The organism is Nocardiopsis sp. JB363 (assembly GCF_900143625.1).
Taxonomy (GTDB): domain Bacteria; phylum Actinomycetota; class Actinomycetes; order Streptosporangiales; family Streptosporangiaceae; genus Nocardiopsis.
In genome coordinates this window covers 163107-189456 of the sequence record NZ_FRFF01000169.1, presented here as the reverse complement: position 1 = coordinate 189456, position 26350 = coordinate 163107, and the positions used below count along the sequence as shown (strand labels likewise).

General features: G+C 65.6%; 26 protein-coding genes. All 26 read right to left on the bottom strand.

The genetic code is table 11. The features are described 5' to 3' along the window. Positions 1-576 carry a 50S ribosomal protein L5 gene (gene rplE / locus BQ8420_RS26860; RefSeq protein WP_087102461.1) on the bottom strand — a complete coding sequence of 192 codons (576 nt, stop codon included), beginning with the start codon at positions 574-576 and terminating at the stop codon, positions 1-3. Further along, positions 576-881: a 50S ribosomal protein L24 gene (gene rplX / locus BQ8420_RS26855; RefSeq protein WP_087102458.1), complete on the bottom strand. Its 306-nt coding sequence runs from the start codon at positions 879-881 to the stop codon at positions 576-578. The genes rplE and rplX overlap by 1 nt, the downstream gene beginning before the upstream one ends. Before the next feature lie 3 nt (positions 882-884). Beyond that, a complete protein-coding gene (gene rplN, locus BQ8420_RS26850; protein ID WP_067597790.1) occupies positions 885-1253 on the bottom strand; it encodes a 50S ribosomal protein L14 in 369 nt (122 codons plus the stop codon). A gap of 104 nt (positions 1254-1357) precedes the next feature. Next, a complete protein-coding gene (gene rpsQ / locus BQ8420_RS26845; protein WP_087102456.1) occupies positions 1358-1630 on the bottom strand; it encodes a 30S ribosomal protein S17 in 273 nt (90 codons plus the stop codon). Then, positions 1627-1881 carry a 50S ribosomal protein L29 gene (rpmC, locus tag BQ8420_RS26840; RefSeq protein WP_087102454.1) on the bottom strand — a complete coding sequence of 85 codons (255 nt, stop codon included), beginning with the start codon at positions 1879-1881 and terminating at the stop codon, positions 1627-1629. The genes rpsQ and rpmC overlap by 4 nt, the downstream gene beginning before the upstream one ends. Continuing rightward, entirely contained in the window at positions 1881-2294 is a 414-nt protein-coding gene (gene rplP, locus BQ8420_RS26835) for a 50S ribosomal protein L16 (RefSeq protein ID WP_087102452.1), read from the bottom strand. The genes rpmC and rplP overlap by 1 nt, the downstream gene beginning before the upstream one ends. A gap of 3 nt (positions 2295-2297) precedes the next feature. Beyond that, complete coding sequence (gene rpsC, locus BQ8420_RS26830; RefSeq protein ID WP_087102450.1) at positions 2298-3092, bottom strand: 30S ribosomal protein S3; 795 nt, start codon at positions 3090-3092, stop codon at positions 2298-2300. Continuing rightward, entirely contained in the window at positions 3092-3460 is a 369-nt protein-coding gene (rplV, locus tag BQ8420_RS26825) for a 50S ribosomal protein L22 (protein WP_067597776.1), read from the bottom strand. Before rplV ends, rpsC begins: the two co-directional genes overlap by 1 nt. A gap of 76 nt (positions 3461-3536) precedes the next feature. Next, positions 3537-3815, bottom strand: a complete 279-nt coding sequence (gene rpsS / locus BQ8420_RS26820; RefSeq protein ID WP_087102448.1) for a 30S ribosomal protein S19 — start codon at positions 3813-3815, stop codon at positions 3537-3539. Between the two features lie 12 nt (positions 3816-3827). Next, positions 3828-4667: a 50S ribosomal protein L2 gene (rplB, locus tag BQ8420_RS26815; protein ID WP_087102446.1), complete on the bottom strand. Its 840-nt coding sequence runs from the start codon at positions 4665-4667 to the stop codon at positions 3828-3830. 56 nt (positions 4668-4723) lie between these two features. Then, positions 4724-5014: a 50S ribosomal protein L23 gene (gene rplW / locus BQ8420_RS26810; RefSeq protein ID WP_087102444.1), complete on the bottom strand. Its 291-nt coding sequence runs from the start codon at positions 5012-5014 to the stop codon at positions 4724-4726. Further along, complete coding sequence (gene rplD / locus BQ8420_RS26805; RefSeq protein WP_087102441.1) at positions 5011-5682, bottom strand: 50S ribosomal protein L4; 672 nt, start codon at positions 5680-5682, stop codon at positions 5011-5013. The genes rplW and rplD overlap by 4 nt, the downstream gene beginning before the upstream one ends. A 3-nt stretch (positions 5683-5685) precedes the next feature. Next, entirely contained in the window at positions 5686-6336 is a 651-nt protein-coding gene (gene rplC / locus BQ8420_RS26800; RefSeq protein WP_087102440.1) for a 50S ribosomal protein L3, read from the bottom strand. Positions 6337-6348: 12 nt separating this feature from the next. Next, positions 6349-6657 (bottom strand): 30S ribosomal protein S10, encoded by a 309-nt coding sequence (gene rpsJ, locus BQ8420_RS26795; protein ID WP_014908366.1) that lies wholly within the window; start codon positions 6655-6657, stop codon positions 6349-6351. Between the two features lie 258 nt (positions 6658-6915). Continuing rightward, positions 6916-8109, bottom strand: coding sequence for an elongation factor Tu (gene tuf, locus BQ8420_RS26790; protein WP_087102439.1), 1194 nt, complete (start codon positions 8107-8109; stop codon positions 6916-6918). Between the two features lie 83 nt (positions 8110-8192). Beyond that, positions 8193-10304, bottom strand: a complete 2112-nt coding sequence (gene fusA / locus BQ8420_RS26785; protein ID WP_087102437.1) for an elongation factor G — start codon at positions 10302-10304, stop codon at positions 8193-8195. A gap of 39 nt (positions 10305-10343) precedes the next feature. Then, positions 10344-10814: a 30S ribosomal protein S7 gene (gene rpsG, locus BQ8420_RS26780; protein WP_087102435.1), complete on the bottom strand. Its 471-nt coding sequence runs from the start codon at positions 10812-10814 to the stop codon at positions 10344-10346. A 2-nt stretch (positions 10815-10816) separates the two neighbouring features. Further along, the gene (gene rpsL / locus BQ8420_RS26775; RefSeq protein WP_014912437.1) at positions 10817-11188 is read right to left on the bottom strand and encodes a 30S ribosomal protein S12; all 372 of its coding nucleotides are present in this window, start codon (positions 11186-11188) and stop codon (positions 10817-10819) included. A gap of 470 nt (positions 11189-11658) precedes the next feature. Beyond that, complete coding sequence (locus BQ8420_RS26770) at positions 11659-14007, bottom strand: hypothetical protein (RefSeq protein ID WP_087102433.1); 2349 nt, start codon at positions 14005-14007, stop codon at positions 11659-11661. Between the two features lie 264 nt (positions 14008-14271). Further along, positions 14272-18150 carry a DNA-directed RNA polymerase subunit beta' gene (locus BQ8420_RS26765; RefSeq protein ID WP_087102431.1) on the bottom strand — a complete coding sequence of 1293 codons (3879 nt, stop codon included), beginning with the start codon at positions 18148-18150 and terminating at the stop codon, positions 14272-14274. Positions 18151-18184: 34 nt separating this feature from the next. Next, positions 18185-21652, bottom strand: a complete 3468-nt coding sequence (gene rpoB / locus BQ8420_RS26760) for a DNA-directed RNA polymerase subunit beta (RefSeq protein WP_087102429.1) — start codon at positions 21650-21652, stop codon at positions 18185-18187. Positions 21653-22432: 780 nt separating this feature from the next. Continuing rightward, complete coding sequence (gene rplL / locus BQ8420_RS26755) at positions 22433-22816, bottom strand: 50S ribosomal protein L7/L12 (RefSeq protein WP_087102427.1); 384 nt, start codon at positions 22814-22816, stop codon at positions 22433-22435. A 97-nt stretch (positions 22817-22913) separates the two neighbouring features. Next, positions 22914-23441, bottom strand: a complete 528-nt coding sequence (gene rplJ / locus BQ8420_RS26750; protein ID WP_087102425.1) for a 50S ribosomal protein L10 — start codon at positions 23439-23441, stop codon at positions 22914-22916. A gap of 432 nt (positions 23442-23873) precedes the next feature. Beyond that, on the bottom strand, positions 23874-24551 hold the full coding sequence (rplA, locus tag BQ8420_RS26745; RefSeq protein WP_087102423.1) for a 50S ribosomal protein L1: 678 nt from the start codon (positions 24549-24551) through the stop codon (positions 23874-23876). Between the two features lie 89 nt (positions 24552-24640). Then, positions 24641-25069, bottom strand: a complete 429-nt coding sequence (gene rplK / locus BQ8420_RS26740) for a 50S ribosomal protein L11 (protein WP_087102421.1) — start codon at positions 25067-25069, stop codon at positions 24641-24643. 280 nt (positions 25070-25349) lie between these two features. Then, positions 25350-26204 carry a transcription termination/antitermination protein NusG gene (nusG, locus tag BQ8420_RS26735; RefSeq protein WP_087102419.1) on the bottom strand — a complete coding sequence of 285 codons (855 nt, stop codon included), beginning with the start codon at positions 26202-26204 and terminating at the stop codon, positions 25350-25352. Positions 26205-26350: the final 146 nt, after the last annotated feature.

Genomic DNA, 26350 nt, shown 5'->3' with positions numbered 1-26350 from the left:
TCAGGCTTCCTTGAACGGGAAACCGAGCCGCTTGAGCAGGCTGCGGCCCTGGTCGTCGATGGTGGCGGTGGTGACGACAGTGATGTCCATCCCACGCTGCCGGTCGACCTTGTCCGGGTTCACCTCGTGGAACATGACCTGCTCGGTCAGACCGAAGGTGTAGTTCCCGTTCCCGTCGAACTGCTTCGGGGAAAGGCCACGGAAGTCCCGGATACGGGGCAGAGCCAGCGAGAGCAGCCGGTCGAGGAACTCCCACATCCGGTCGCCGCGCAGCGTGACGCTGGCGCCGATCGGCTGACCCTCGCGCAGCTTGAACTGCGCGATGGAGTTCTTGGCCCGGCTGATCTTCGGCTTCTGCCCGGTGATCGCCGACAGGTCGGCGATCGCGCCTTGAATAAGCTTTGCGTCACGAGCCGCCTCGCCGACGCCCATGTTCACCACGATCTTCGTGAGACCGGGGATCTGCATGACGTTCTCGATGCCGAACTCGTCCTTGAGGCCCGCAACGATCTCGTTACGGTACTTCTCCTTGAGCCGCGGCATCGGCGGGGCGGTGATGTCGTTGGTAACCGTCATCAGATGTCCTTACCGGTGCTGCGGGAGACGCGAACCTTGGTTCCGTCCTCCTCGAAGCGGTAGCCGACCCGGGTGGCCTTGCCGTCCACGGTGAGCGCAACATTGCTCACGTGGAGGGAAGCCTCCTTGGTGACGACCTCTCCCTGCTCGCCGCCGGCCGGATTGGCCTTCCTGTGCTTCTTGACCAGGTTGACGCCCTCGACGACGACACGGTCTTCCTTGGGCATGGCCTTGACGACCTTACCCGTGGCACCCTTGTCCTTGCCGGCGAGAACGATGACCTCGTCGCCAGATTTGATCTTCATCGCTTAGAGCACCTCCGGCGCCAGCGAAATGATGCGCATGTACTTCTTGTCACGCAGCTCACGGCCGACCGGGCCGAAGATGCGGGTGCCTCGCGGGTCCCCACCGTCCTTGATGAGCACGGCAGCGTTCTCATCGAAGCGGATGTAGGAGCCGTCGGGCCGGCGGCGCTCCTTAGCGGTGCGCACGATAACGGCCTTGACGACGTCGCCCTTCTTGACTCCAGCGCCAGGCAGGGCGTCCTTCACCGTAGCGACGATGGTGTCGCCCATTCCGGCGTAGCGCCGACCCGAGCCACCGAGAACACGGATGGTAAGGATCTCCTTGGCCCCCGTGTTGTCGGCGACCTTGAGTCGCGACTCCTGCTGAATCACGTCTGCTCCTGATGTGATGCGTGCGGTCCACTGCCGCACGGCTAGGTGGTCTCACCCCTCGCGTCGGCGGCCGACAACTGGTGTCGGCCGCCGACAGGCCGGGGTTACTTAGCCTTCTCCAGGATCTCCACGACGCGCCAACGCTTCGTCGCGGAGAGCGGCCGGGTCTCCATCATGATGACCCGGTCACCGACGCCACAGGAGTTCGACTCGTCGTGAGCCTTGTACTTGGTCGTCCGACGGATGACCTTGCCGTACAGGGCGTGCTTGACGCGGTCCTCGACCTCGACAACGACGGTTTTGTCCATCTTGTCGCTGACGACGAGGCCCTCACGCGTCTTGCGGTAGTTGCGGGTCGCGGTCTGGTTCTCAGTCATTCGGCTGCTTCCTTCGTCTCCTCAGCCGACTCACCAGACAGCGGGACGATGCCCAGCTCGTGTTCGCGCAGGATCGTGTAGATCCGCGCGATCTCGCGCTTGACCGTACGAAGACGGCTGTGGTTGTCGAGCTGGCCGGTGGCGGCCTGGAAGCGGAGGTTGAAGAGCTCTTCCTTGGCTTCCTTGAGCTTGGTGACCAGGTCCTCAACGGACTGGTCGCGCAGCTCATGGGCAGTCACGGACTTCGCCATCACTCCCCCTCACGCTTAACAAACTTGCACTTCATCGGGAGCTTGTGCATTGCACGGCTCATGGCCTCCTTGGCCACGTCCTCGGGCACGCCCGACAGCTCGAACATCACGCGACCGGGCTTGACCGGCGCGACCCACCACTCGGGTGAACCCTTACCGGAACCCATGCGGACCTCGGCAGGCTTCTTGGTCAGCGGACGGTCCGGGAAGATGGTGATCCACACCTTGCCGCCACGCTTGATGTGACGCGTCATGGCGATACGAGCGGACTCGATCTGACGGTTCGTCACGTAAGCGGACTCCAGGGCCTGGATACCGTACTCACCGAAGGTGACCCGGGTTCCGCCCTTGGCCTTGCCACGAAGGTCCGGGTGGTGCTGCTTGCGGTACTTGACCTTACGAGGAATAAGCACGGGTCAGCTCCCCTCGGTCTTCGGGGCCTCGGCGGACGCACCGGCCTTTGCCTCGGTGTTCGGCTGACCGCCACCCGCGGGACCGCCACGACGGCGGCGCTGCGGACGCTCACGGCGCTGACCGCCACCGGCGGTGCGCTGCGCGACCTGGGCCGCCTCACGCTCGGCGCGGGTCACAGGGGCGTCGCCCTTGTAGATCCACACCTTCACACCGATGCGACCGAACGTCGTCCGGGCCTCGAAGAAGCCGTAGTCGATGTCGGCGCGAAGCGTGTGCAGCGGGACCCGACCCTCGCGGTAGAACTCCGAGCGGGACATCTCAGCCCCACCCAGACGGCCACCACACTGGATACGGATGCCCTTGGCACCGCTCTTCATCGCGCTCTGCATGGCCTTGCGCATCGCGCGGCGGAAAGCCACGCGGCTGCTCAGCTGCTCGGCGACGCCCTGGGCGACGAGCTGCGCGTCGATCTCCGGGTTCTTCACCTCGAAGACGTTCAGCTGCACCTGCTTGCCGGTCAGCTTCTCAAGGTCCGTACGGATCCGGTCGGCCTCAACGCCGCGACGGCCGATGACGATGCCCGGCCGGGCGGTGTAGACGTCCACGCGGACACGGTCACGGGTGCGCTCGATCTCGACCTTGGAGATGCCCGCGCGCTCCATGCCACGGGTCAGCATCCGACGGATCGCGACGTCTTCCTTGACGTAGTCCTTGTAGGACTTGTCGGCATACCAGCGGCTCTTGAAGTCGGTGGTGATGCCGAGGCGGAACCCGTGCGGGTTAATCTTCTGCCCCACTATCGGGTCCTTTCCTTCGTCTTGGACGAGGCACGCGCGTCCTCGGCGACGACCACGGTGATGTGGCTCGTACGCTTGGTGACACGGAAGGCCCGGCCGAATCCTCGCGGGCGAATGCGCTTCAGGGTCGGACCTTCGTCCACCCAGACTCGCTCGACCACCAGGTTCTCCCGGTCCAACTTGTCGTTGTGCTCGGCGTTGGCAATGGCGCTGTCCAGCACCTTGCCAACGGGCTCACTCGCCGACTGGGGAGCGAACCGGAGCACCGCCTGCGCCTCGTCAGCGGGCAACCCGCGAATAAGGTCCGCCACCCGGCGAGCCTTGCGGGGCGTAACGCGGACGAACCGCGCCTGTGCCCTCGTTCCCATCGCTTTTCCCTCGCTCACGGAAAATATCTTCCCCACTCACCGTGGAGAACATTTGTTCTTACAACTGCTGCAACCGCTAACGGCGGCTGCGGCGGTCGTCCTTGACGTGGCTACGGAAAGTACGCGTGGGAGCGAACTCACCGAGCTTGTGGCCGACCATCGACTCCGACACGAACACCGGAATGTGCTTGCGGCCGTCGTGGACGGCGATCGTGTGACCGATCATCTCCGGGATGATCATGGACCGCCGGGACCACGTCTTGATGACGTTCTTGGTCCCCTTTTCGTTCTGCGACTCCACCTTCTTGACGAGGTGGTCGTCCACGAAGGGACCCTTCTTAAGGCTACGTGGCATCAGACGTGCTCCTTACCGCTTCTTCTTACCGCTACGCCGACGCCGCACGATCATCTTGTCGCTGGCCTTGTTCTTGGTCCGGGTCCGGCCTTCCTTCTGTCCCCAGGGGCTGACCGGGTGACGTCCACCGGAGGTCTTGCCCTCACCACCACCGTGCGGGTGGTCGACCGGGTTCATGACCACACCACGGACGGTCGGGCGCTTGCCCTTCCACCGCGAGCGACCAGCCTTGCCCCAGCTGATGTTGGACTGCTCGGCGTTGCCGACCTGGCCAACGGTGGCGCGGCAGGTGATCTCCACCATGCGCATCTCACCGGAGGGCATACGCAGCGTGGCGTAGTTCCCCTCCTTGGCCAGGAGCTGGATCTGCGATCCAGCAGAGCGGCCCAGCTTGGCACCGCCGCCCGGCTTCAGCTCGACCGCGTGCACGAACGTACCCGTGGGGATGTTGCGCAGCGGGAGGCAGTTGCCCGGCTTGATGTCGGACTGGGGGCCGTTCTCGACCTTGTCGCCCTGCGAGAGGCCGGCAGGCGCCAGAATGTAGCGCTTCTCACCGTCCACGTAGTGGAGCAGAGCGATGCGAGCGGTGCGGTTGGGGTCGTACTCGATGTGAGCGACCTTGGCCGGCACGCCGTCCTTGTCGTGACGACGGAAGTCGATCACGCGGTAGGCGCGCTTGTGACCGCCACCTTGGTGACGAGCGGTGATACGGCCGTGGCCGTTACGACCGCCCTTGGAGTGAAGCGGACGAACCAGGGACTTCTCCGGCTCCGAGCGCGTGATTTCGACGAAGTCGCTCACGCTGGAGCCGCGACGACCCGGCGTCGTCGGCTTGTACTTACGAATGCCCATCTTCTTCGCGCATTCCTTTACGTGTTACTTGATGTGTAGCGGTCAGATCCGAAAGATCACTGACCGAAGATGTCGATGCGGTCACCCTCGGCGAGGCTGACGATCGCGCGCTTCGTGTCAGGACGCTTTCCGAAACCGAAACGGGTCCGCTTGCGCTTGCCCTTCCGGTTGATCGTGTTCACGCCGGTGACCTTCACTTCGAAGATCTTCTCGATCGCGATCTTGATCTGGGTCTTGTTGGCGTCCGGGCGAACGATGAACGTGTACTTGTTCGCGTCCATGAGCCCGTAGCTCTTCTCGGAGATCACCGGCTCGACGATGATGTCCCGGTGGTCGGCGATCCTCACAGCTCGTCCTCCTCGGACTCAGCGGCCTTCGAGGTACCGGCCGCGTGGGCCAGGAACTCGGCGTAACCCGCCTCGGTGAAGACCACGTCGTCCGAGTACAGGACGTCGTAGGTGTTCACCTGGTCCGCGTCGAGGATGTGGACCTCTTCGAGGTTGCGCAGGGCGCGCCGGTTGTGCTCGTCCTCACGAGCCAGGACGACGAGAACCTTGTCGGACTCGGTGACCTGGCGCAGCGCCTTGAAGGCGGTCTGCGTGAGCTTGGTGTCCGCGTCCGCGGCCACGAACTGGCCGATGACGTGGATACGGCCGTGGTTGGCCCGGTCGGAGAGGGCGCCACGCAGGGCGGCGGCCTTCATCTTCTTCGGGGTCCGCTGGCTGTAGTCACGCGGCTGGGGGCCGTGAACGACGCCACCACCGACGTACTGCGGGGCGCGGATCGAGCCCTGACGGGCACGACCGGTTCCCTTCTGGCGGTAGGGCTTCTTGCCACCACCGCGGACTTCACCGCGGGTCTTGGTGGCGTGGGTGCCCTGACGGCCTGCGGCCAACTGGGCGTTCACGACCTGGTGCAGCAGCGGAATGCTGACCTTCTGGGCGAAGACGCTCTCAGGCAGCTCGACGCTGCCCTTGGAGCCACCCTCAGGGTTCTTGACCTCGATCTGGGCCATGGCTTACTTGTCCCCCTTCACAGCGGTGCGGACGAGCACCAGACCGCCGTTGGGACCAGGCACGGCACCCTTGACCAGGATGAGGCCCTTCTCCGCGTCCACGGAGTGAACGGTCAGGTTCTGGACGGTCTTGCGCACGTTACCCATGCGCCCGGCCATCCGCATGCCCTTGAAAACGCGGCCGGGCGTGGCGCAGCCGCCGATGGAGCCGGGCGAGCGGTGGGTGCGGTGCGTACCGTGCGAAGCGGACATACCGGCAAAGCCGTGCCGCTTCATGACGCCGGCGAAGCCCTTACCCTTGCTCTTGCCCGTGACGTCGACCTTCTGGCCGATCTCGAACGTGGCCGCGTCGACCTCCTGGCCGAGTGTGTACTCGGAGGCGGCGGTCGTGCGGACCTCTACGTAGTGACGGCGCGGGGTCAGGTCGTGCGCGCGAAGGTAGTCGCCCAGGGGCTTGTTGACCTTGCGCGGGTTGATCTGCCCGTAGCCGAGCTGGATGGCGGAGTAACCATCGGTGTCCGGAGTCCGGATGCGGCTCACGACGCACGGACCGGCCTTCAGGACGGTCACGGGAACCATCTTGCCCGCGTCGTCGAAGACCTGGGTCATGCCGAGCTTTTCGCCCAGAACTCCCTTGATCTGCTTGGTGGCCATGTCAGTGCGTCCTTAAAGCTTGATCTCGATGTCAACGCCGGCCGGCAGGTCGAGTCGCATGAGCGAGTCGACCGTCTTCGGAGTCGGGTCGATGATGTCGATCAGCCGCTTGTGAGTGCGCATCTCGAAGTGCTCGCGCGAGTCTTTGTACTTGTGCGGCGATCGGATAACGCAGTAAACGTTCTTCTCCGTCGGCAGCGGCACCGGGCCCGCGACCTGTGCGCCAGTTCGCGTCACGGTCTCAACGATCTTCTTCGCCGAGCTGTCGATGACCTCGTGGTCATAGGCCTTTAGCCGAATGCGGATCTTTTGTCCCGCCATATGGCCTGTTCGTCCTTCGCTTCAGTGTCCGTAACGGTGAGCAGTTCCGGTCACAGAAGCCCAGGCCCGTCGGCGAATCCGCCGGCTTTTTGGCCTTGAGCCCCTATTTCCTTGAGAAACCGCAACAGGGCTTGCCCCTGCGGTGCGTCACCGTCACAGAGCCCGATGACGTCTTGTCAGTGTGGTGGGTGAGCCGCGTTGGTGCGGCCCACCCGCCACGTCGGGGTGGCTCCTTACGGAAGCACCCCGACGTGTGTACTAGTTGAGGATCTTGGTGACGCGACCCGCGCCCACGGTCCGGCCACCCTCACGGATGGCGAACTTCAGGCCCTCTTCCATGGCGACCGGCTGGATGAGCTGGACGGTCATTCCGGTGTTGTCACCGGGCATGACCATCTCGGTGCCCTCCGGCAGCGTCACGACGCCGGTGACGTCGGTGGTGCGGAAGTAGAACTGCGGGCGGTAGTTGTTGAAGAACGGCGTGTGGCGGCCACCCTCGTCCTTGGACAGGATGACGACCTGACCCTCGAACTGCGTGTGCGGGGTGGTGGTGCCGGGCTTGATGACGACCTGGCCACGCTCGACGTCCTCGCGCTTGGTGCCGCGCAGGAGCAGACCGACGTTGTCACCGGCCTGGCCCTGGTCGAGCAGCTTGCGGAACATCTCAACACCGGTGACGGTGGTGGTCTGCTTGTCTTCCTTGATGCCGACGATGTCGACGGTCTCGTTCACGTTGACGATACCGCGCTCGATACGACCGGTGACGACGGTGCCGCGACCGGTGATCGAGAAGACGTCCTCGATGGGCATGAGGAAGGGCTTCTCGGTGTCACGCACGGGCTCGGGGATGTGGGAGTCCACGGTGCCCATGAGCTCCAGGATGGCCTGGCCCCACGTGGCGTCGCCCTCAAGCGCCTTCAGAGCGGAGACCTTGGTGACGGGAGTGTCGTCGCCGGGGAACTCGTACTCGCTGAGCAGCTCACGGACCTCAAGCTCGACGAGCTCGAAGATCTCCTCGTCGTCCACCATGTCGGCCTTGTTCAGGGCGACGACGATGGCGGGGACGCCGACCTGGCGAGCAAGGAGCACGTGCTCCTTGGTCTGCGGCATCGGGCCGTCGGTGGCGGCCACGACCAGGATCGCACCGTCCATCTGGGCCGCACCCGTGATCATGTTCTTCACGTAGTCGGCGTGACCCGGGCAGTCGACGTGGGCGTAGTGACGCGCCTCGGTCTGGTACTCGACGTGAGCGACGGAGATGGTGATACCGCGCTCGCGCTCCTCAGGAGCGTTGTCGATGTCCGCGAACGGAGTGAACGGGTTCAGCTCCGGGTGGGCGTCGTGCAGCACCTTGGTGATGGCCGCAGTCAGCGTGGTCTTGCCGTGGTCAATGTGACCGATGGTGCCGATGTTAACGTGCGGCTTGGTCCGCTCGAACTTTACCTTCGCCACTGGAAGTCTCCTAGACGTACAGATCTATCTGACTGTGGTCCAACCCCGTGAGCACGGGGAACAGCCGGGTTGGTCGTTCGCGACTATTCGCCGCGAACCTTCGCCACAATTTCTTGGGCGACAGCGGACGGAACCTCCGCGTAGGAGTCGAACACCATCGAGTAGTTGGCTCGACCCTGCGTGCGGCTACGAAGGTCACCCACGTAGCCGAACATTTCCGAGAGAGGCACGAGGGCCTTGACCAGACGGACACCGGAACGGTCGTCCATGGACTGAATCTGTCCACGACGAGAGTTCAGGTCGCCGACCACGTCACCCATGTACTCCTCGGGCGTGGTGACCTCCACGGCCATGACCGGCTCCAGGAGAGCCGGCTTCGCCAGCCTGACGGCCTCCTTGAAGGCCATCGAACCGGCGGTCTTGAAGGCCATCTCCGAAGAGTCGACGTCGTGGTACTGGCCGTCCGTCAGCGTCACCTTGATGCCGACGAGCGGGTAGTGCGCGAGCACGCCCAGCTCCGCGGCGGCCTGGCAGCCGGCGTCGACCGACGGGATGTACTCCCGCGGGATGCGACCACCGGTGACGGCGTTGACGAACTCGTACCCCGAAGCGGCGCCGTCCTCGGACTCCAGCGGCTCAAGGTTGATCTTCACCTTGGCGAACTGACCCGAACCACCGGTCTGCTTCTTGTGGGTATAGACGTGACCGTCGACCTTCTTGCGAATGGTCTCGCGGTAGGCCACCTGCGGCTTACCGATGTTGGCCTCGACCTTGAACTCGTCGCGCATGCGGTGGACCAGCACCTCAAGGTGCAGCTCACCCATGCCGGAGATCACGGTCTGACCGGTCTGGTCGTCCGTGGCCACCTGGAAGGAGGGGTCCTCGTCGGCCAGGCGCTGGATCGCGATGCCCAGCTTCTCCTGGTCGCTCTTGGTCTTCGGCTCGATGGCCACCTCGATGACCGGAGCCGGGAAGGTCATGGACTCCAGGACGATGGGCGAGGCCTGATCCGACAGGGTCTCACCCGTGGTGGTCTCCTTGAGGCCCATGACGGCGACGATGTCACCGGCACCCGCCTCCGGGATCTCCACACGCTTGTTGGAGTGCATGCGGTAGACCTTGCCGATGCGCTCCTTGCGGCCCTTGACGCTGTTCAGCACCTGGGTACCGCTGACGAGGACACCGGAGTAGACGCGCACGTAGGACAGCTTGCCCAGGTGCGGGTCGTTGGCGATCTTGAAGACCAGGGCGGAGAACGGCTCGTCCACGCTCGGCTTACGCGCGAGGACGGGCTCCTCGTTCTCGTCCTTGGGGTCGTGACCCATGATGGACTCGACGTCCAGCGGGGACGGGAGGTACGCGGTGACCGCGTCGAGCAGGGGCTGTACGCCCTTGTTCTTGAAAGCGGTGCCACAAACGACGGGGATGGCGGTGCCGGCGATGGTGGCGCGACGGATCGCGACCACCAGCTGCTCCTCGGTGGGCTCCTGGCCCTCCAGGTACATCTCCATGATCTCGTCGTCGGCGTCGGCCAGCGTCTCGATGAAGGACTCGCGAGCCTCGCGAGCGGCCTCGACGTGAGTGTCCGGGATCTCGACGGTGTCGTACATCTCGCCGAGCGCGGCCTCGTCGCTCCAGACGTAGGCCTTCATCTTCACGAGGTCGATGACGCCCTTGAAGTCGCTCTCGGCACCGATGTTCAGCTGGATCGGCATGGCGTTCGCGCCGAGGCGCTCACGGAACATGTCGACGCAGCGCTGGAACTCGGCGCCGATCTTGTCCATCTTGTTGACGAAGCAGATACGCGGCACGTTGTACCGGTCGGCCTGGCGCCAAACCTGCTCCGACTGGGGCTCCACGCCTTCCTTGGCGTCGAACACCGCGACGGCACCGTCGAGGACACGCAGCGACCGCTCGACCTCGACCGTGAAGTCGACGTGGCCGGGCGTGTCGATGATGTTGATGGTGGTGTCGTCCCACTGGGTGGTGATCGCAGCCGAGGTAATGGTGATACCCCGCTCCTGCTCTTCCTTCATCCAGTCCATCGTCGAGGCGCCGTCGTGCGTCTCGCCGAGCTTGTGGTTGACACCGGTGTAGTAAAGGATCCGCTCGGTCGTCGTGGTCTTGCCCGCGTCGATGTGGGCCATGATGCCGATATTGCGGACCTTGTCCAGGTCAAGCAATGTCTTAGCCATGAGGCTCGTCGTCCTTCGGTCTGTTCAGGTCCTGCCGCTTTACCAGCGGTAGTGGGCGAAGGCCTTGTTCGACTCGGCCATCTTGTGCGTGTCCTCACGCTTCTTGACGGCCGCACCGAGACCGTTGCTGGCGTCGACCAGTTCGTTCATCAGACGCTCGGTCATGCTCTTCTCCCGACGCTGACGCGCGTAGGAGACCAGCCAGCGCAGGGCCAGCGTGGTGGACCGGGAGGCGCGAACCTCGACCGGCACCTGGTAGGTCGCGCCACCGACACGGCGACTGCGGACCTCAAGCGCGGGCTTGACGTTGTCCAGAGCTCGCTTCAGAACGACGAGCGGGTCCTGACCGGATTTCTCACGGGCGCCCTCGAGAGCGTCGTAGACGACGCTCTGAGCGATGGAGCGCTTGCCTTCGAGCAGCACCTTGTTGATCAGTGCGGTGACGAGCGGCGAGCCGTAAACCGGGTCGGTGATGAGCTGGCGCTTCGGCGCCGGGCCCTTGCGCGGCATACTTACTTCTCCTTCTTGGCACCGTAGTGACTACGGGCCTGCTTGCGGCCCCGGACACCCTGGGTGTCGAGCGAACCGCGGACAATTCGGTATCGGACACCCGGCAGGTCCTTCACACGACCGCCACGAACCAGCACGATGCTGTGTTCCTGGAGGTTGTGACCAATGCCGGGGATGTAGGCCGTGACCTCGATGCCGCTGCTCAGCTTGACGCGAGCGACCTTACGCAGAGCGGAGTTCGGCTTCTTGGGCGTAGTGGTGTAGACACGCGTGCACACACCACGACGCTGCGGACTCCCCTTCAGCGCCGGGGTCTTGTTCTTTGCGACCTTGTCCTGTCGGCCCTTGCGGACCAGCTGCTGGATGGTGGGCACCGCGTCTCCGTCTTCCTCGTGACCTACGCCGGTTCTCGTAGCCGATATCGCTATTGACCTGCTGAATTTCCCGAAACTCCCCGACCCCCGTGGTCGGGCGTGTCGACCTCGTTCCCAAACACGGGAACGGAAGCACACCCGGCCTTGAGACCGATTCACAGGAGGGGGTTCACATGCGCCGTGCGCCTCGTGTCCATCCTGCGGAGGACTGGGGAACCGCACACATGTGTGACCCGTTGACTCACGGGCACAATCACACAGGCTACCGCTACCAGACCAGACGGTCAAAACGGTGTGCGAGATAGCGAGAACAAACGGAACCGGTTCTCGCGTAGCCGTGGGTCACCCCTAGTCTACGCGCTCTCCGACGTTCTTCGCCCCAGGTTTCCCTTGGAATGCGGGTGGAGGACCGTCGCAGGAGCGCGGCCGCCTCCGGAGGCACCATTATCCCCCAGAAAGCGGCCGCCTGGCTACAGAACCAAAAGGATCGCGACGGAGATCACCGTCACAACGATGCCGACCACCGCGAACACGGTGCCCGTCGTGATCAGACCGAGTCCGTCGAGGGCGCCCCGAGACCCGCGGATCGCCTTCTTGGCCTTGGGACCCGTGACGAACAACGCGAGGATCGCGGTGATCACACCGACGAACGGGATCAGCGAAGCGGCACCCAACCACAGGGTCTGTACGGCCCCCGGGTCGGTGTCGGCCAGGAAGTCGACACTGTCGTACCCGGGGTAGGAGTCCCCGGCCTCTCCCCCGAGGGGGCGGTCCTCGAAGCCCGGGAAGTCCTCCTCAACGATTCGGTCACGACGGCGTCGGGTCGTCCTGGGGCGATCGGTCATCCCGTAGTCGGCGGGGGTGAACCCGTCGTCGTACTCGGACTCCCCGTCCTCGGCGCCCGGCTCCTCCGCGGCCTCGTCCCGCAGGTCCGGCCCTTCGTCCACACCCTCGTTCCAGGTGTCGGCGGGGCTCTGCGGTTGGGAACCGAAGGGCGATCCCAGGTCGGAGGGGACCCCGGCCACCGCCGTGGAGGGGCGGTCCCCGACGCCGAGCTCGTCCTGGAAGCGGTCACCATAACCTTGGTCACCATAGGACTGGTCACCGTAGGGCCGGTCGCCGAAACCCTGGTCCGGGTATCCCGTGTCCCGGTGGCCCGAATCGGCGTACCCCTGGTCCGCGTACCCCTGGTCCGCGTAGCCCTGGCCGTGCCGGCCCCGCGTCTCGTGACCCGGATCCGGGTGACCCTGGTCCGCGTAACCGCGGTCGTCGTATCCCCGGTCGTCGTAGGTCGGGCGACCCTCGTCCGCGAACCCCTGGTCACCGCGATCGTAGTAGCCCAGTTCGTCGTAGCCGCCGGTGTTCCACCCTCCATCGGTGGGCGCCGCGGAACCGCGATCGGTCGAACGCTCGTCATCCCGCGCGTACCCGTCGATCCCACGACCGTCGAACCCGAGTTCGTCGTGGGACGTGCCGGACCGGACGTCGGACCCGTACGCGGACGGTTCCTCGTCATAGGCGGGCGCGGTGAACATCTGGGTGGCACCCTCGGCGCCCCGGCTCCAAGACGGTTCCTCGGACGGTTCGGAACGCTCGGCCGCGTAGGACTCCGCTCCGCTCCACGGCCGGCTCGGCCACTCCCCCTCGTCCCGGTACGGGTCGGGGTCGTATCCCTCGGCGCCCGGTTCCTCGGTCTCCTTGGCCTTGGCGCGCGACTGCATGTTCGCGATCGCGGCGAGCGGGTCCTCGGAGCCCGCGATCGCCGCGGACAACTCCCCGGTGTCGGGGCCGCTGTCGCGTTCGGTGACCGCCTCGTCCGACCCCGAATCGAGTCCCGCCTCCTCGCGACGGCGCCGTTCGGCGTCCCGGACCACGTCCGGCAGTCGCGGGTCGTTGCGGTCGAACGCCCAGGTGTTGCCACTACCGGTGCCCAGACCACCGTCGTCGGCGGATTCGAAGGACCGAGACGGGGCGGAGAGCTCGTCATAGGGTTCCGCGTACGTCTGCGCGGGCCGCTCCTCCCCCCACGTTCCCTCCGCCGGCGAGGACGGCTCGTAGCGACGGTCCTCCAGGTAGGAGGGTGACGGGTCGGTCCAACGGTCGGACTCGGATTCGGTCCAGGGCTCTCTGGTTCCGCGGCCCTTCCAGTCGTCCCCGAGGTCCGGAACCGGGGTCCAGTCGTTCGAGGCGGCCGTGGAGCCGCTCTCCTCCGGTTCCTCGGGCGGCAACGGGACCTGGGCGCTGGCGGCGATGCCCGGATAGCCTCCGGACCCGCTCGGGCCCTCCTCCCACTCCCGAACGGGTTCCTGCTCGAACTCGGCGCCCCACGATGATCCGGCTCCGGGAGGGACCTCGGAAAAGATGTTCTCCGAGGGAGAGTCCGTGTTCTCCTCCGGCCTCGGCCACAGCGGATCGATGGGGTCCCGCGACTCCGCGGACCTTTCCCAGGACGGAGCCTGCCCGCTGTCGGAAGCGACCGGGACGTCCGCGGTATGGGCACCCCGCTCGGGGCGGGTGTACGGCGCGGAGGGCTCGTCCGGCGTCGACGAAGAGCTCGGGGACTCCCAGGCGGGCGGCCCCTCACCCGGGATCCGCGTGACCGGCTGATAGGCACCGGTGCCCGCACCCGGGTAGGAGATTCCGGGTGGGCCCTGGGGCTCCGGGTTCACCTCGGGTGTGGGCGGAAGGCCCAACGCGTCCGGGTAGGGCTCGACCAGGGCCGGGCGCGACGCGCTCAGCCCCGAGTACCCACCACTGTCGGGGAAGATCGCGGCCGGCTCCTCCGGGGCGTCCCCCGCGGGCTCATCCTCGACCTCCATAGGGTCCTGGTAATCGGACTGTGTCAGGAAACGGTTCTCACTGGGCTTGAACCAGGAGTCCGCGTCCCCTCCGGACGACCGGTTCCCCGGTTCTCCGCCCCCGTTATCGCTCACTTGCCTGCTCTCCCGCCGGCGCCGCGGCGCCCTCTCCCCGTCAACACAGCGGTGTGTCGACGCACAACGACAAAACGGCGGCGGAGCCACCCCCCGTGATGGGGGTGGCTGACCGCCGCCGTCGACTCAGCCAACGTTCAGTTCGGCTGCTTACCGGTTGTACGGCCCGAAGTCGTACTCCTCCAGCGGCACGGCTTCTCCCGAGCCCTGGCCGAAGGTGTACTCACTCGGCTCCTCATAGCCGGACACCGAGTACATCGAGGCCTTGGCCTCCTCGGTCGGCTCGACCCGAATGTTCCGGTACTGGGGAATGCCCGTACCGGCCGGGATGAGTTTACCGATGATCACGTTCTCCTTCAGGCCGAGCAGCGGGTCGCTCTTGCCATGGATCGCGTTCTCGGTGAGCACTCGGGTGGTCTCCTGGAAGGAGGCCGCGGACAGCCAGGACTCCGTGGCCAGCGAGGCCTTGGTGATACCCAGCAGGACCGGACGTCCGGCGGCGGGCTGGCCGCCTTCGGACACCACACGCCGGTTGATGCGCTCGAACTTGGGCCGCTCGACCATCTCACCGGGCAGCAGCTCGGTGTCGCCGGACTCCAGGATGTTCACTCGCTTGAGCATCTGGCGAACGATGATCTCGATGTGCTTGTCGTGGATGGACACACCCTGCGACTTGTACACCTCCTGGACCTCCGACACGAGGTGCTGCTGCACCGCGCGCGGGCCCTGGATGCGAAGCACCTCGTGCGGGTTGATCGCACCCTGGATGAGCTGCTCGCCGACCTTGACGTGGTCGTCGTCGGTCACCAGGAGCTGGGCACGCATCGGGACCGGGTAAGCGATCTCGTCGGTGCCGTCGTCCGGGATGACGACGATCTTGCGGCTCTTCTCGGTGTCGTCGATCCGGATCCGGCCCTCCATCTCGGAGATCGGGGCCACACCCTTGGGGATGCGGGCCTCGAAGAGCTCCTGGACACGGGGCAGACCGTGGGTGATGTCCAGACCGGCCGAACCACCCATGTGGAAGGTACGCATGGTCAGCTGGGTACCGGGCTCACCGATGGACTGGGCCGCGATGATACCGATCGCCTCACCGACGTCCACCGGCTTACCGGTCGCCATGGAGCGGCCGTAGCAGGTGGTGCAGACACCGATCTTCGCCTCACAGGTCAGCGACGAGCGGATGCGCACCCGGGTGATACCCGCGTTGACCAGCTTGTCGATGTTCTGCTCGGAGGTGTCGGACAGGGCGGCCAGCACCACGTTGCCGTCGGCGTCCAGCACGTCCTCGGCGAGAGTACGGCCGAAACCGGTGTTCTCGACGTTGTGCTTACGGGCGATGACACCGGCGGAGTTCTTCTCGCCGATCTCGTGCCACAGCGAACGGTCGGTGTTGCAGTCCACCTCGCGGACGATGACGTCCTGAGCGACGTCCACCAGACGACGGGTCAGGTAACCCGAGTCGGCGGTACGCAGCGCGGTGTCGGCCAGACCCTTGCGCTGACCGTGCGTGGAGATGAAGTACTCCAGCACGGACAGGCCCTCACGGTAGGAGGACTTGATCGGACGCGGGATCGTCTCACCCTTGGTGTTGGAGACCAGACCACGGATACCGGCGATCTGGCGCACCTGCATCGGGTTACCACGCGCACCGGACTGGACCATCATCCACACCGGGTTGTCGGCGGGGAAGTTGTCCTCCATGTTCTTGGCGACCTCGGCGGTCGCCTCGGTCCACAGCTCCGTGAGCTCCTTGCGGCGCTCATCGTCGGTGATCAGACCACGGTCGTACTCGCGCTGCAGCTTGTCGGCCTTGCGGTCGTACCGGGCGAGGATCTCCGCCTTCTCCGGCGGCGCGACGACGTCCTCGATGCCGATGGTCAGACCGGACCGGGTGGCCCAGCGGTAACCGGCGTCCTTGAGGGCGTCCAGGGTCGTGGCGACCTGGACCTTCGGGTAGTTCTCGGCGAGGTCGTTGACCAGGGTCGAGACCTGCTTCTTGCCCACCTGGAAGTTGACGTACGGGTAGTCGACCGGGGTGGTCTCGTTGAAGAGGTACCGACCCAGGGTGGTCTCCAGCACGTACACGTCACCCGGCTCCCAGCCTTCCGGCGGGGTCCAGTCCTTGGGCGTGGGAGCGCCGTCCGCGATCCGCAGGCGGATCTTCGCCTGCAGGTCGAGGTCGCCCAGGTCGAAGGCCATGATGGCCTCGGACGGAGAGCGGAACGCACGGCCCTCGCCGCTGGCACCGGCCTTCTCCGTCGTCAGGTAGTACAGACCGATGATCATGTCCTGGGTGGGCATGGTCACGGGCTTACCGTCGGACGGCTTGAGGATGTTGTTGGTGGCCAGCATCAGCAGCCGCGCCTCGGCCTGGGCCTCGGCGGACAGCGGCAGGTGCACGGCCATCTGGTCACCGTCGAAGTCCGCGTTGAACGCGGTGCACACGAGCGGGTGGATCTGGATGGCCTTGCCCTCGACCAGCTGCGGCTCGAAGGCCTGGATGCCCAGGCGGTGCAGCGTCGGAGCACGGTTGAGCAGAACCGGGTGCTCGGTGATGACCTCTTCGAGGACGTCCCAAACGACCGGACGGGACCGCTCGACCATGCGCTTGGCGCTCTTGATGTTCTGCGCGTGGTTCAGGTCGACCAGACGCTTCATCACGAACGGCTTGAACAGCTCCAGGGCCATCTGCTTGGGCAGACCGCACTGGTGCAGCTTCAGCTGCGGACCGACGACGATGACCGAACGGCCGGAGTAGTCGACACGCTTACCGAGCAGGTTCTGACGGAACCGACCCTGCTTACCCTTGAGCATGTCGGACAGCGACTTGAGCGGGCGGTTACCGGGACCGGTGACCGGACGTCCACGGCGGCCGTTGTCGAACAGCGCGTCGACGGCCTCCTGGAGCATCCGCTTCTCGTTGTTGACGATGATCTCGGGCGCGCCCAGGTCCAGAAGCCGCTTGAGACGGTTGTTCCGGTTGATGACACGGCGGTACAGGTCGTTGAGGTCGGAGGTCGCGAAGCGGCCACCGTCCAGCTGCACCATCGGACGCAGGTCCGGCGGAATGACCGGGATGCAGTCCAGCACCATGCCCATGGGGCTGTTGGTGGTGTTGAGGAACGCGGAGACGACCTTGAGCCGCTTCAGGGCGCGGGCCTTCTTCTGGCCCTTGCCGGTACGGATGATCTCCCGGAGCCTCTCCGCCTCCTCTCCCAACTCGAAGTTGGACAGACGGTCCTGGATGGCCTGAGCGCCCATGCCACCGCGGAAGTACTTCCCGAAGCGGTCCCGCATCTCGCGGTAGAGCATCTCGTCGCCTTCAAGGTCCTGGACCTTGAGGTTCTTGAACCGGTTCCAGACCTCGTCGAGACGGTCGATCTCGCGCTGGGCGCGGTCGCGCAGCTGGCGCATCTCACGCTCGGCGCCCTCGCGCACCTTGCGACGCGCGTCGCCCTTGGCGCCCTGCTCCTCAAGCTCGGCCAGGTCGGTTTCGAGCTTGCGGTGACGCTCCTCCAGGGTGGAGTCGCGACGCTGCTCCAGGTGCTGCTTCTCGACCGAGATCCGAGCTTCGAGCGACTGCAGGTCGCGCTCACGGCCCTCGGTGTCCACCCACGTGACCATGTAGGCGGCGAAGTAGATGATCTTTTCGAGATCCTTCGGCGCCAGGTCCAGCAGGTAGCCCAGACGGGAGGGCACACCCTTGAAGTACCAGATGTGCGTGACGGGAGCGGCCAGCTCGATGTGGCCCATCCGCTCGCGGCGCACCTTGGCACGGGTCACCTCGACGCCGCAGCGCTCACAGATGATGCCCTTGAAGCGGACGCGCTTGTACTTGCCGCAGTAGCACTCCCAGTCCCGGGTCGGACCGAAGATCTTCTCGCAGAAGAGTCCGTCCTTCTCGGGCTTGAGGGTGCGGTAGTTGATGGTTTCGGGCTTCTTGACCTCGCCGTGCGACCACTGGCGGATGTCCTCGGCCGTAGCGAGACCGATGCGCAGCTCGTCGAAGAAGTTGACGTCGAGCACTTAATTCGTCCCCTGCTCTCGAAGAATGCGGAAGTTAGACTTCTTCGACACTGCTCGGCTCACGCCGACCCAGGTCGATTCCCAGTTCTTCCGCGGCGCGGAAGACGTCCTCGTCGCTGTCCCGCATCTCGATGGACATACCGTCACTGGACAGCACCTCCACGTTCAGACAGAGCGACTGCATCTCCTTGATGAGCACCTTGAAGGACTCAGGGATACCCGGTTCAGGGATGTTCTCGCCCTTAACGATGGCCTCGTAGACCTTGACTCGGCCCACCACATCGTCGGACTTGATGGTGAGCAGTTCCTGCAGCGCGTAGGCGGCCCCGTAGGCCTCCAGCGCCCAGACCTCCATCTCACCGAAGCGCTGACCACCGAACTGTGCCTTACCACCCAGCGGCTGCTGCGTGATCATGGAGTACGGACCGGTGGAGCGGGCGTGGATCTTGTCGTCCACGAGGTGGTGGAGCTTCAGGATGTACTTGTAACCGACGGAGATCGGCTCGGCGAAGGGCTCACCGGTACGGCCGTCGAACAGACGCGCCTTACCCTCGTTGTCGATGAGACGGTTGCCGTCCGCGTTCGGACGGACCGACTTGATGAGCCCGATGAGCTCGTCGCCCTCCAGACCGTCGAAGACCGGCGTGGCCACACGCGAGTTCGGTTCGACCTCGGCGGCGCCGACCGCATGGATCGCCTTCTGCCATTCCTCTTCCATGCCCTCGACGACCCAGCCGTTCTTGGCCAGCCAACCGAGGTGGACTTCGAGGATCTGGCCGACGTTCATTCGACCGGGAACACCGAGCGGGTTGAGGATGATGTCGACAGGAGTGCCGTCCTCCAGGAAGGGCATGTCCTCCTGGGGCAGGATCTTGGCGATGACACCCTTGTTGCCGTGACGACCGGCGAGCTTGTCACCATCGGTGATCTTGCGCTTCTGAGCGACGTAGACGCGCACCATCTCGTTCACGCCGGGAGCGAGCTCGTCGCCCTCGTCACGGCTGAAGACGCGCACGCCGATGACCTTGCCGGTCTCACCGTGCGGGACCTTCAGGGAGGTGTCACGGACCTCACGGGCCTTCTCACCGAAGATGGCGCGCAGCAGGCGCTCCTCCGGGGTCAGCTCGGTCTCACCCTTGGGCGTGACCTTGCCGACGAGGATGTCGCCGTCGACGACCTCGGCGCCGATGCGGATGATGCCCCGGTCATCGAGGTCGGCCAGGACCTCCTCGCTGACGTTGGGGATCTCCCGGGTGATCTCCTCCGGGCCCAGCTTGGTGTCACGGGCGTCGACCTCGTGCTCCTCGATGTGGATCGAGGAGAGGACGTCGTCCTGCACCAGACGCTGGGAGAGGATGATGGCGTCCTCGTAGTTGTGCCCTTCCCAGGACATGTAGGCCACGAGGAGGTTCTTGCCCAGCGACATCTCGCCCTGGTCCGTGGAGGGACCGTCGGCGAGGACCTGACGGTCCTCGACCCGCTGGCCCTCGTGGACGATGGGGCGCTGGTTGAAGCAGGTGCCCTGGTTGGAGCGCTGGAACTTACCCATCCGGTACGTCTTGCGCGTGCCGTCGTCGGCCATCACCGTGACGTAGTCGGCGGTGACGTCCTCGACCACGCCGGCCCGCTCGGCGAGGATGACCTCACCGGCGTCGGTGGCGGCGCGGTACTCCATGCCGGTACCGACGAACGGCGACTCGGCGCGCAGCAGCGGCACGGCCTGGCGCTGCATGTTGGAACCCATGAGCGCGCGGTTGGCGTCGTCGTGCTCCAGGAACGGGATCATGGCGGTGGCGACCGACACCATCTGGCGCGGCGACACGTCCATGTAGTCGACCTCGTCGGTGCTGACCTGTTCGAACTCCCCGCCCTTACGACGGACCAGCACACCGGCCTCGGCGAAGCTGCCGTCGGCGTTCAACGGGGTGTTGGCCTGCGCGATGACGCACAGGTCCTCCTCGTCGGCGGTGAGGTAGAAGATCTGGTCGGAGACCTTGCCGTCGATGACCTTGCGGTACGGGGTCTCCACGAAGCCGAAGGAATTCACGCGGCCGTAGGCGGCGAGCGAACCGATCAGGCCGATGTTGGGGCCCTCAGGGGTCTCGATCGGACACATGCGGCCGTAGTGGGACGGGTGAACGTCCCGGACCTCGAAGCCCGCACGCTCACGGGACAGACCGCCCGGACCCAGCGCCGAGAGGCGACGCTTGTGGGTCAGACCCGCGAGCGGGTTGGTCTGGTCCATGAACTGGGACAGCTGCGAGGTGCCGAAGAACTCCTTGATGGAGGCCACGACGGGACGGATGTTGATCAGGGTCTGCGGCGTGATCGCCTCGACGTCCTGGGTGGTCATCCGCTCGCGGACGACGCGCTCCATCCGGGCCAGACCCAGGCGGACCTGGTTCTGGATGAGCTCGCCGACGGTGCGCAGGCGACGGTTGCCGAAGTGGTCGATGTCGTCGGTCTCGATCGGACGGAGGCCGAGGACGGTCTCCTTCTCGATCTCACCCGCGTGCAGGCGGACGATGTAGTCGATCGTGGCGACGATGTCCTCTTCGGTGAGGGTGCCCTGCGTGAACTCGGTGTCCAGACCGAGCTTCTTGTTGATCTTGTACCGGCCGACCTTGGCCAGGTCATAGCGCTTGGGGTTGAAGTACAGGTTCTCCAGCAGCGCCTGGGCCGACTCCTTGGTGGGCGGCTCTCCCGGGCGCAGCTTGCGGTAGATGTCCAACAGCGCGTCGTCGGTACCCGCGGTGGGGTCCTTCTCCAGGGTGTTGCGGATCGACTCGTACTGGCCGAAACGCTCCAGGATCTGGTCCGTGGTCCATCCCAGCGCCTTGAGCAGGACGGTGACGCCCTGCTTGCGCTTGCGGTCGATGCGGACACCGACGAAGTCGCGCTTGTCGACCTCGAACTCCAGCCAAGCACCACGGGACGGGATGACCTTGCACCCGAACAGGTCCTTGTCGGAGGTCTTGTCGACGGACTTGTCGAAGTACACACCCGGGGAACGGACCAGCTGAGACACAACAACGCGCTCGGTGCCGTTGATGATGAAGGTGCCCTTGACGGTCATGAGCGGGAAATCGCCCATGAACACCGTCTGGCTCTTGATCTCACCGGTGTCGTTGTTGATGAACTCCGCCGTGACGAACATCGGGGCGGAGTAGGTCATGTCCTTGTCCTTGCACTCCTCCTCGGAGTACTTGGGCGGTTCGAACCGGTGGTCACGGAACGAAAGGGACATGGTGCCCGAGAAGTCCTCGATCGGGCTGATCTCCTCGAAGATCTCTTCGAGACCGGACTGCTCCGAAACGTCCTTGCGGCCGGCGGCGCGGGCCGTCTCGCCCCGCGTCTTCCACGTGTCGTTGCCCAGCAGCCAGTCGAACGACTCGGTCTGCAGGGCCAGAAGATTGGGAACCTCAAGGGGTTCCTGGATACGGGCGAAAGAAACGCGGTGCGGACCAAGGGCGTTAGCGGAGGCGTTGCGCGAGGCTGCCAACAGGGGTCCTTCCGAAGGCTTGTGGCGGTTGAAGCGCGCACGCCAGACGATCCGTCACGAGAAGGACCGCCGCAACACGGTTGAGACGGTCACATCGAGCGGGAGCGGGCTTCGTCGGGGCTTCCGGAGTAACAATCGGAAATGACGAAAAGCCGTTCACCGACACAGGGATCACCAAAGGGCAGCGCAAAAGAGCAGTGTAGCCGAACACTACACCGCTGTCCACTCACGGTCCACGGCACCACTCACGACACCGGCAGGATCACCCCTGCAGGGCGATCCGTCAAGCCCGGCGACCGTCGAACGTCGCCATGCACGCCCCCGGGGGAAAGGCCCTGGACCATCAGGGTGAAACAGCGCGCCTGCCCTGGCCCCACGGGGGATTGTGAGCCATCGGACACCCGGAAGGATTCCCCCGCCCAAGGCGGGTAAACACTCCCCAACGGGTCCGTCAGGATTCCCGGGACGGGAGATTACCGCGTCCGAGGGACAGTTCGCACACGCGTACCCCTACGTCCCCGATTCCCCCTGGTCCGAGGGCTCGAAGACCGCAACAGCTTCGCACACCGAAGTCCCATGTCCCGTGACGGACACGGCCGCGCCCCGACAAAGGGGACGTTCGTCCTCGCCCCGTCGGATCCCGGAGGACCCGGGGCCCGGGACCCGGATCCTCCGTAAGCGCCCTCAGTCGAGACACGGACACGAGAAAGCGGCCGCCCCTCCCGTTAGGAGGAACGGCCGCTTCACGCAGACCAGCGGGCATCTGAGGCCCGCGGAGGACTACTTGAGGGTGACGGTGGCGCCGGCGCCCTCAAGGGCGGCCTTGGCCTTGTCAGCGTTCTCCTTGCTGGCGGCCTCGAGAACGGCCTTCGGGGCGTTGTCGACCAGGTCCTTGGCTTCCTTGAGGCCCAGGCTCGTGAGGCCGCGGACCTCCTTGATGACCTGGATCTTCTTGTCGCCGGCGGCCTCGAGAACGACGTCGAACTCGGTCTGCTCCTCGGCCTCGTCCTCGGCAGCGGCACCGGGGGCGGCGACGGCCATGGCGGCCGGAGCGGCGGCGGTGACGTCGAACTTGTCCTCGAACAGCTTCACGAACTCGGAGAGCTCGAGGAGGGTCATCTCCTCGAACGCGGCAAGCAGGTCCTCGTTGCTGAGCTTCGCCATGATGCGATCTCTCTTTCTCTCATGCACACGCGCGCCAACGGCTGAGCGTGCGAGCCAATGGCCGGGCGCCGTCGGCACCCGCCGTGGTTCAAAAGGTTTAAGCGGCTTCCTCGTTGCGCTTGTCCGCCAGAGCCTGCGCGAGACGCACAGTCTTGGAGGGCAGCGCCTGGAAGACGGCGGCGGCCTGGCCCTGCTTGGCCTTGAGCGCACCGGCCAGCTTCGAGAGGAGAACCTCTCGGGACTCCAGATCGGCCAGCTTGGTGACCTGTTCGGCGCTGACCGACTTGCCGTCGACCACACCGCCCTTGATCACCAGGGGCGAGTTCGCCTTCGCAAAGTCACGCAGACCCTTGGCGGCCTCGACGACGTCCCCGTGGACGAAGGCGATGGCGGACGGGCCTTCGAGCAGATCGGAGATCTGCTCGTCGACGCCGGCCTCCTTGACCGCGATCTTGGTCAGCGTGTTCTTGACGATGCGAAAACGCGCGTTCTGACCGAGGCTGCGGCGCAGTTCGGAAACCTGCGCGACAGTGAGCCCCCGGTATTCGGTCAGCACTGCGGCGTTCGACTCGCGGAGCTCGTCCGCGAGTTCGGCGACCGCGGCTGCCTTGTCCGGCCTCGCCATGGGACTCCTTCCAACAGTGAACGCTGGTTGCATCCCAAGGACTTCCACGATCGGCGTCAGCACGAGAAAAGCCCCGAGCGCAAGGCGCACGGGGCACGTCCGCGTTCTCCGCCCGCGTGCTCGGCACAACGGGACCCGGAACGGGAAAGCTCTAGTGACACCTGCGCGGGCGCCCATCGAGGTGGGTCCTTAGGTCACCCGAGCGGGTGACGACCAGCGGTCTTCGGCAATTCCCAATGCTAACCGACGAAAGGGAGTGCTCGCACACCGTTCCGACTCGGGCGAACGTGATCGCCGGCACCCTCCGAGACCTCCCGGCCCGCGAGAGTGAGATCACCGCCCTGTGGCGGCTCCCACGAGCACGCGGAACGGCCCCCGTCTCCCGAAGGAGCGGGGGCCGTTCCCATGCTTCGCACAAGGGCCTGGAGGGCCTTAGGCGTCGAGCGGAATGCTCGGGCCCATCGTGGTGGAGACCACGGCCTTCTTGATGTAGCGGCCCTTGGCGGCGGACGGCTTGAGGCGGTTCACCTCGTCGATCGCGGCCTGGTAGTTCTCCAGCAGCTTGGACTCGTCGAACGAGACCTTGCCGATGATGAAGTGCAGGTTCCCGTGGCGGTCCACGCGGAACTCGATCTTGCCGCCCTTGATGTCGGTGACGGCCTTGGTCACGTCCGGGGTGACGGTACCCGTCTTCGGGTTCGGCATGAGGCCACGGGGACCCAGGACACGGCCGAGGCGACCGACCTTGCCCATGAGGTCCGGGGTGGCCACAACGGCGTCGAAGTCGAGGAAGCCGTTCAGGACCTTGGTGACGAGGTCGTCGTCACCGACGATGTCGGCTCCGGCGGCCAGCGCCTGCTCGGCACGCTCACCGGTCGCGAAGACCAGGACCCGAGCGGTCTTGCCGGTGCCGTTCGGCAGGTTCACGGTGCCGCGGACCATCTGGTCGGCCTTGCGCGGGTCGACGCCCAGACGCAGGGCCACCTCGACGGTGGCGTCGAACTTGACGTTGGTGGTCTCCTTGGCCAGCTTCACGGCCTCGGCGGGGCTGTAGAGCCGGTCGCGGTCCACCAGGTTCGTGGCTTTGCGGTGGTTCTTGCTGCGCTTCACGCTGTTCTCCTACGGGAACGTGTGGTCTTGGGGCCAGCGCCTGGCCCTGCCACGGTGTTTCTTGCCATCGAGCAACCCCTGGTCAGGAGCTACTTGACCTCGATGCCCATGGAACGGGCGGTGCCGGCGACGATCTTGGTGGCGGCCTCGATGTCGTCGGTGTTGAGGTCGGGCAGCTTGGTCTGCGCGATCTCACGGACCTGGTCGGCGTTGATGGAGCCGGAGTTGCTGCGGCCCGGCTCACCGGTGGCCTTGTCCATGCCGGCGGCCTTCAGGATCATCTTGGGCGCCGGGGGCGTCTTGGTGACGAAGCTGAAGGAACGGTCCTCGTAGATGGAGATCTCTACGGGGATGACGTTGCCGCGCTGGGCTTCCGTAGCAGCGTTGTACTGCTTGCAGAAGTCCATGATGTTGACGCCGTGCGGACCAAGAGCGGTACCGACGGGCGGCGCCGGGGTCGCCTGACCGGCGGGCAGCTGCACCTTGACGAGTGCGGCGAGTTTCTTCTTCGGAGGCATATCGGGTCCTTTGCCTGATCTGCGTTGTGTGTCGGCCCCTGCCTCCCTGACGGCACGTTCGGGCCGAAGGGGCCACGGCCGTGCCGCTGCCGAAGGAGGCTTCCCCACGCCGGGCGTGGGGCGACGGCCCGTCGGGACCGGACGGGCCGGGCGCGTGTTTCGTCGGGCCGCGAGGCCTGCGGTGACACGCGACGGTGGGCCCACCCCGTGAGGGTGGACCCACCAAGTCTACTTCGCCCGGGTAGTGCTCCGGGCTGGGTGTGGGATGGAACCCACGACGTCAGATCTTGGCGACCTGGCTGAAGGAGAGTTCCACCGGGGTCTCACGACCGAAGATCGACACGAGCACCTTGAGCTTCTGGGTGTCGCCGTTGATCTCGCTGACGGTGGCGGGCAGGGTCGCGAACGGACCCTCCATGACGGTGACGGACTCGCCGATCTCGTAGGCGACGTCGGAGCGGACCTCTCCACCGCCCCCGGCCTTGGCCTGCGGGGTGGCCTCGGGCTCCTCCTCCGGCTCGGGAGCCAGGAGCTTGGCGACCTCGGTCAGGCTCAACGGAGCCGGCTTGTTGGACAGGCCGACGAAACCGGTGACGCCCGGGGTGTTGCGGATGGCCGACCAGGACGCGTCGGTCAGGTCCATGCGGACGAGCACGTAGCCGGGCAGGACCTTCTCGGTGACCTGCTGGCGCTTCCCGCTCTTGACCTCGGTGACCATGTGCTCGGGCACCTCGACCTGGAAGATGTGCTCCTCCATGTTGAGGGACTGGGTACGGCTCTCGACGTTGGCCTTGACGCGCTTCTCGTAGCCGGCGTAAGTGTGCACGACGTACCACTCGCCGGGCAGCAGGACGAGCTCGTTCTTGAACTCCTCGACGGGGTCCAGGCGAGGCAACTCGGGCTCGGCGTCGGCTTCCTCGGCGCTGTCGGCGACCTCGTCGGCCTCTTCGGCGCTGTCGGTGGCCTCGTCGGCTTCCTCGGCGCTGTCGGCGACCTCATCGGCCTCCTCGGCGAGCTCTTGGACGTCGCTGTCGGCGTCCTGGGACGGCTCGCCCGCCAGGCCGGTCTCTTCCGCCGACGACTGATCCGGCTCCTCTTCGGGGAAGTCGTCAGAGGTCAGTGGGGACTCGGACACGGCTGCTCTTTCTCTCGTCGGATTCGCTAGTGCGTGCGACGCACACCGAACAGGCCGTGCGTCGAACCCAGTTCTGCCAGCTTACGGTCTCTCAGGGCGACGCGGGACCAACGCGCGGACGAGGAAGGGCTTGTGGGGCGAAGTCG

Bases quoted from the DNA above. Each gene is read 5' to 3' on its own strand.
- rplE (WP_087102461.1), bottom strand. From the start codon at position 576: ATGACGGTTACCAACGACATCACCGCCCCGCCGATGCCGCGGCTCAAG.
- rplX (WP_087102458.1), bottom strand. From the start codon at position 881: ATGAAGATCAAATCTGGCGACGAGGTCATCGTTCTCGCCGGCAAGGAC.
- rpsQ (WP_087102456.1), bottom strand. From the start codon at position 1,630: ATGACTGAGAACCAGACCGCGACCCGCAACTACCGCAAGACGCGTGAG.
- rpmC (WP_087102454.1), bottom strand. From the start codon at position 1,881: ATGGCGAAGTCCGTGACTGCCCATGAGCTGCGCGACCAGTCCGTTGAG.
- rplV (WP_067597776.1), bottom strand. From the start codon at position 3,460: ATGGGAACGAGGGCACAGGCGCGGTTCGTCCGCGTTACGCCCCGCAAG.
- rpsS (WP_087102448.1), bottom strand. From the start codon at position 3,815: ATGCCACGTAGCCTTAAGAAGGGTCCCTTCGTGGACGACCACCTCGTC.
- rplB (WP_087102446.1), bottom strand. From the start codon at position 4,667: ATGGGCATTCGTAAGTACAAGCCGACGACGCCGGGTCGTCGCGGCTCC.
- rplD (WP_087102441.1), bottom strand. From the start codon at position 5,682: ATGGCCCAGATCGAGGTCAAGAACCCTGAGGGTGGCTCCAAGGGCAGC.
- rplC (WP_087102440.1), bottom strand. From the start codon at position 6,336: ATGGCCACCAAGCAGATCAAGGGAGTTCTGGGCGAAAAGCTCGGCATG.
- rpsJ (WP_014908366.1), bottom strand. From the start codon at position 6,657: ATGGCGGGACAAAAGATCCGCATTCGGCTAAAGGCCTATGACCACGAG.
- fusA (WP_087102437.1), bottom strand. From the start codon at position 10,304: ATGGCTAAGACATTGCTTGACCTGGACAAGGTCCGCAATATCGGCATC.
- rpsG (WP_087102435.1), bottom strand. From the start codon at position 10,814: ATGCCGCGCAAGGGCCCGGCGCCGAAGCGCCAGCTCATCACCGACCCG.
- BQ8420_RS26770 (WP_087102433.1), bottom strand. From the start codon at position 14,007: ATGGAGGTCGAGGATGAGCCCGCGGGGGACGCCCCGGAGGAGCCGGCC.
- rplL (WP_087102427.1), bottom strand. From the start codon at position 22,816: ATGGCGAAGCTCAGCAACGAGGACCTGCTTGCCGCGTTCGAGGAGATG.
- rplJ (WP_087102425.1), bottom strand. From the start codon at position 23,441: ATGGCGAGGCCGGACAAGGCAGCCGCGGTCGCCGAACTCGCGGACGAG.
- rplK (WP_087102421.1), bottom strand. From the start codon at position 25,069: ATGCCTCCGAAGAAGAAACTCGCCGCACTCGTCAAGGTGCAGCTGCCC.